The 4743-nt window shown below is 67.0% G+C and carries 7 protein-coding genes and 1 pseudogene; 3 read left to right on the top strand and 5 right to left on the bottom strand.

The features are described from left to right. Window positions 1-623 (bottom strand): annotated as a pseudogene (locus tag WAX14_RS03685) (glycine--tRNA ligase); the annotation flags it as partial. A 182-nt stretch (window positions 624-805) separates the two neighbouring features. Here WAX14_RS03685 and WAX14_RS03690 point away from each other — a divergent pair. Genes WAX14_RS03690 through WAX14_RS03700 form a run of 3 tightly spaced genes read left to right on the top strand, consistent with a single transcriptional unit; the run spans window position 806 to window position 2564 of the window. Then, window positions 806-1141 (top strand): ArsR/SmtB family transcription factor, encoded by a 336-nt coding sequence (locus tag WAX14_RS03690; protein WP_422626739.1) that lies wholly within the window; start codon window positions 806-808, stop codon window positions 1139-1141. Between the two features lie 7 nt (window positions 1142-1148). Beyond that, window positions 1149-1577, top strand: coding sequence for a Fur family transcriptional regulator (locus WAX14_RS03695; protein WP_422626740.1), 429 nt, complete (start codon window positions 1149-1151; stop codon window positions 1575-1577). 15 nt (window positions 1578-1592) lie between these two features. Further along, entirely contained in the window at window positions 1593-2564 is a 972-nt protein-coding gene (locus WAX14_RS03700) for a type VI immunity family protein (RefSeq protein ID WP_422626741.1), read from the top strand. An 8-nt stretch (window positions 2565-2572) separates the two neighbouring features. Here the strand turns inward: WAX14_RS03700 and WAX14_RS03705 are convergent, their stop codons facing one another. The 4 genes from WAX14_RS03705 to recO all read right to left on the bottom strand — a co-directional run. Continuing rightward, the gene (locus WAX14_RS03705; RefSeq protein ID WP_422626742.1) at window positions 2573-3211 is read right to left on the bottom strand and encodes a T3SS (YopN, CesT) and YbjN peptide-binding chaperone 1; all 639 of its coding nucleotides are present in this window, start codon (window positions 3209-3211) and stop codon (window positions 2573-2575) included. Then, window positions 3208-3633 carry a hypothetical protein gene (locus WAX14_RS03710; protein ID WP_422626743.1) on the bottom strand — a complete coding sequence of 142 codons (426 nt, stop codon included), beginning with the start codon at window positions 3631-3633 and terminating at the stop codon, window positions 3208-3210. Before WAX14_RS03710 ends, WAX14_RS03705 begins: the two co-directional genes overlap by 4 nt. Next, window positions 3630-4436, bottom strand: a complete 807-nt coding sequence (locus tag WAX14_RS03715) for an isoprenyl transferase (RefSeq protein WP_422626744.1) — start codon at window positions 4434-4436, stop codon at window positions 3630-3632. The genes WAX14_RS03710 and WAX14_RS03715 overlap by 4 nt, the downstream gene beginning before the upstream one ends. Beyond that, window positions 4393-4743: DNA repair protein RecO (gene recO, locus WAX14_RS03720; RefSeq protein ID WP_422626745.1), on the bottom strand; the 351-nt coding region annotated here is incomplete at its 5' end. The genes WAX14_RS03715 and recO, both read right to left, overlap by 44 nt.

The following is a 4743-nucleotide window of genomic DNA, read 5'->3' on the forward strand; positions in this document are numbered from 1 at the left end:
CGGAAGATGAAGTTGCCCGGGGTGATCTCGTTGCGGAAGCTCTTGCCGATCTGGCCGATGCCGAACGGCGGCTTCTTGCGGGCAGTGGTTTGGACATTCGCGAAGTTCACGAAGATGCCCTGTGCGGTTTCGGGGCGGAGGTAGTGCATACCCTCTTCGCTCTCGATCGGACCGAGGTACGTCTTGAGCATCATGTTGAAGTCGCGCGGCTCGGTCCACTGGCCCTTGGTGCCGCAGTCCGGGCACGCGATCTCGGACATCGGCACCGCGTCCGGGTCGTCGAGCTTGCGCTTCTCGGCGTAGGCCTCCTGCAGATGGTCCTGCCGATGCCGCTTGTGACAGTTCAAGCATTCGACGAGCGGGTCGTTGAACACACCGACGTGACCGGAAGCCACCCACACCTGGCGCGGCAGGATCACCGACGAGTCGAGGCCGACGACGTCCTCGCGGCTGGTGACCATGTTGCGCCACCACTGCTTCTTGATGTTCTCCTTGAGTTCCACGCCGAGCGGCCCGTAGTCCCACGCCGACTTCGTGCCGCCGTAGATCTCACCGCACGGGTAGACCAGGCCCCGGCGCTTGGCGAGGTTGGCGACGGTATCGATCTTGGATTTGGGTGCCACGCGGATACTCTCCATCTTCGATGCGGGGTTCGCACATTCGTCGGCGACCAGCCTATCGCCCGCGCAGCGAAGCCCCGAATTCCGGCGCGGTTGACATGCACAATTGTGCATATCAAAATGGAATCGGTTTGCATTAACAATCGGTGTTTGCATCAACACGGCGCCGCAGCGAAGGAGAACCGTTGACCGTCCCCACCGACCAGCACGATTGCCGGGGCGACCACCTCGCGCCTCCGTCGCAGCAGACCCTCGTCCTCGCCGGTGAACTGCTCCGCGCGTTGTCCGCGCCGGTCCGCATCGCCATCGTGCTGCAACTTCGCGAATCCGAGCGGTGCGTCCACGAGCTGGTCGGGGCGCTCGGAGTGACCCAACCGCTGATAAGCCAGCACCTCCGGGTGCTCAAATCAGCCGGCGTCGTGCGTGGGGAGCGGTCCGGCCGCGAAGTGCTCTACCGCCTCGTCGACGACCACCTCGCCCACATCGTCGTCGATGCCGTAACCCACGCCCAGGAAGGCTGAAGTTCGCGTGACCACTGCCCGCAAACCCGTCGTCGGGGTCCGCTCCACCAGACAGCGCAGCGCGATCGTGGCCCTGCTCGAGGACATCGAGGAATTCCGATCCGCGCAGGACCTGCACGACGCACTGCGCAAACGCGGCGACGGCATCGGCCTGACCACCGTGTACCGCACCCTGCAGTCACTCGCCGAGGCCGGGAGCGTCGACGTACTTCGCACCGACACCGGCGAATCGCTGTATCGCCGCTGCTCGTCGGGACACCACCACCACCTCGTGTGCCGCACCTGCGGATTCACCGTCGAGGTGGACGGACCTGAGGTCGAACGGTGGTCCCACGAGATCGCCGAGTCCAACGGATTCGCCGACGTCAGCCACACCGTCGAGATCTTCGGCACGTGCCGCGACTGCGCCACCGGCAACAGCGAGAACTCGAACTGAGCCGTGCTCGACGCCATGGGTGAACTCGATGCACTCGATCAGCTGACAGTTCCGGCCCCGCAGACCGGGAAACCGCTACAGCGGCTCGCAGTCACGATGCAGCTCTATGTCGCCGGCGGGCATCGACCCGAACCTCGCCGAGCGTCACTGGCGATGATGCTGGAGGCATACCGCCTCGCGCCCGGAAAGTTCCAGCGGTGGATGGGCACCGACGACGACCGGCCACGCCACGTCCACGACGCGTGTCCCGGCAACATCCACGACGCGATCGCGCCGCTCATCGACCGGCCCGACCGGCTGCTGAGCCTGGCGTTGCTGGAGTGCGAGAATCCGCCGCACTGGCAGGCCTGGGCGATGCTGCCTGCGGAAAATCCACGCCACATGTGGCTGTCGTACGCGACCGTCTCCGTGCCACCGTCGTCCGCGCTCCGCGATGCTGACGCATACGTCGAGCGAGTGCTCTCGTGGGTGGCGCTCCTACGTCCCCAGCACGGCACCGCCGGGTTCGCGCTCGTCGACGAGATCGGCATGGCCCACCACCGCCGCGGGGCGGCTTGGCCGTGGTTGCATCGGTACCCGGGCCTCGACTGCGACGTGTTCAACGTCCAGCCGAAGCCCGGCTGCTTCCAGTCCGTGAATTGGCTCACGGTCCTCGGCGAGGCGGTCCTCGCGACACTCGGGGGCCGCGACACCGTCCGACGCAGACTGCACGACGCGGCGACCGAACTCGGCGCCACGCCGCCGACCGTCACGGCCTACGACACCGGAGCTCTGATCCGAGCGAGTGCCCTCCCGATGCTCGGGGATCGCGCTCGCGGCGACATTCCCGCCGCCTACCGGGCCGTGAACGCCGCGCTACGACCGGCACGATTCGAGAACTATCCCGACGGGCCGAACATCCACCTCATCGACGCACCCCGCACATACGACCTCCGGCAGGCCACTCTCGACTGGGTCCGCCGCTTCGACGACCAGCGGCTCCGGTAGTCGGTAGTTCAGCCGCAGTCGCAATTCCCGCAGCCGCAGTTCTCGTCCGCAAGCAGCGACTCACCGAGGGCGCCAGGACTGCCCGCACTGTCGGCATCGTCCCCGTCGAACACGCACGCCTCGCCCCCGAGGCGGGACGCCAGCAGGCGCACCTCGTCGATGAGCGGCACGATCGCGCCGACCGCCCGGATCAGGTGCAGCGGCACCAGCGGCGACGCCGGGACCCGCTGTTCGGCCGTCACCCGGTCCTTGTGCAGCACGAACTTGAAATCCGGCCATTCCGACTGCAGATCGCCGAGGACCTCGGCGGCGCGGGTGCGGCCGGTGATCTGCTCGACCAGGAACGTACGGAGTTCCACGACGGCGTCCTCCGCATCGACGGACGCGTAGGTCAGCACATCACCGAGCCAGATCGGCAGATCGCCGTCTTCGTCGGGTTCGGGCGCTTCATCGAGGACATCCGCCAGGGTCTGTCGGACAGCGTCACGAAGTACGTCGTCGCTGACGGTGTCCACCGGCACCGACCACTGTGTCTCGACCGGCACCTGTTCCTCGACCGGCACCTGCGCGTCACTCACCGTGTCGACGCCCGGCTTCTCGGCGGAATTCTTCCTGTTCGCGTTCTTCTTGCTTGTCTTCTTGTTCACTGCTCCCCCTCGTCGGTTCGTGTTGCCGGATCGACAATCGCGGTACGGGCATCGGCCGCGCCACCGAGAACCAGCAACAACATCGTCGTCAGCGCCGTATCGCCCAGGCCGGTCGCCGGGAACGAGTAGCGCAACACCACATCGGCGTCGGTGCCACGTTCGACGGCGTGCACCGACCCGAACTGGACCGCGTCCGCGGCGGACTCGACGCGGCGGCGCAGTCCGTCGTCGAGGGCGAGGTCCCAGCCGAGCACGCTCGTCAGCGACACGACGTCGAGGCCCTCGCTGAGCGTGACCACCCGCAGCGCGCAGGGCACACCCGCATAGTCGAATCCGAACGAGTCGTCGCCGTTGACCGACGGAGCGTGCATGTCGACGAACGACACGAGTGCCGCACCGATCCGTTCCCGCAGTTCGTTCATTTGACGCCACCGAACCTGCGATCGCGGGAGGCGTACTCGACGCACGCGGCCCACAGGTCGCGGCGATCGAAGTCGGGGAAGTTCTTGTCCTGGAAGACGAGTTCGGCGTACGCGGCCTGCCACAGCAGGAAGTTCGACGTGCGCTGCTCACCGGACGGGCGCAGGAAGAGGTCTACGTCGGGCATGTCGGGTTCGTCGAGGTACCGCTCGATCGTCGCCTCCGTCACCTTCTCGGGGTCGATCTCTCCTGCCGCGACGCGACGTGCGATCTCCCGTGTCGCGTCGGCGATCTCGGCGCGACCACCGTAGTTGACGCACATGACCAGGGTCATCACGTCGTTGTCCTTGGTGAGTTCTTCCGCGATTTCGAGTTCCTTGATGACGCTGCGCCACAGTCGCGGCCGACGCCCCGCCCATCGCACTCGCACACCCATCTCGTGCATTTCGTCGCGGCGCCGGCGGATCACGTCGCGGTTGAAACCCATCAGGAAACGCACCTCGTCGGGGCTGCGTTTCCAGTTCTCGGTGGAGAACGCGTACGCGGAGAGCCACTTGACGCCGATCTCGATGCAGCCTTCGACGGTGTCCATGAGCACGGCTTCGCCACGTTCGTGTCCGGCGGTGCGCGGCAGGCCACGTTCCTGAGCCCAGCGGCCGTTGCCGTCCATGACGAGTGCGACGTGCCGGGGAATCAGCTCCGACTGCAGGATCGGAGGGCGAGCCCCGGACGGATGTGGGTCCGGGGGCCGGATCGCGCGGTCAGGCGATGCTTGCGGGGCGCGTCGTCGAATCACGGTCCTCATCCTGCCTGACAGCATCGGTACCGTGCCCCACGGCACCGGCGGTGTCGGTCGCCGCACGGTCGGTGGAACGTTCGACGAATGCGAGCGTGCGCAGCCGCCGTTCGAGATGCCATTGCAGATGCGCGGCGATCAAGCCGCTGGCCTGGCTACGCACCGCCGGCTCGATCGACTCGGTGCCGTCCCACCTGCCGTGGTTCAGCGCGTCCATCAGGTCGAGGACACCCGGCGCGGGGGTCGCCGCGCCGGGGGGACGGCAGTGCACGCAGACCGCTCCGCCGGCGGCGACGTGGAAGGCGGTGTGCGGTCC

This window comes from Rhodococcus sp. (in: high G+C Gram-positive bacteria) (assembly GCF_049299235.1).
In the GTDB taxonomy this organism is placed as follows: domain Bacteria; phylum Actinomycetota; class Actinomycetes; order Mycobacteriales; family Mycobacteriaceae; genus Rhodococcus.

What these genes read in the sequence shown, in the direction of transcription:
- WAX14_RS03710 (WP_422626743.1), bottom strand. Translation starts at nt 3,633, where the DNA reads ATGAACGAACTGCGGGAACGGATCGGTGCGGCACTCGTGTCGTTCGTC.
- WAX14_RS03715 (WP_422626744.1), bottom strand. Translation starts at nt 4,436, where the DNA reads ATGAGGACCGTGATTCGACGACGCGCCCCGCAAGCATCGCCTGACCGC.
- WAX14_RS03700 (WP_422626741.1), top strand. Translation starts at nt 1,593, where the DNA reads ATGGGTGAACTCGATGCACTCGATCAGCTGACAGTTCCGGCCCCGCAG.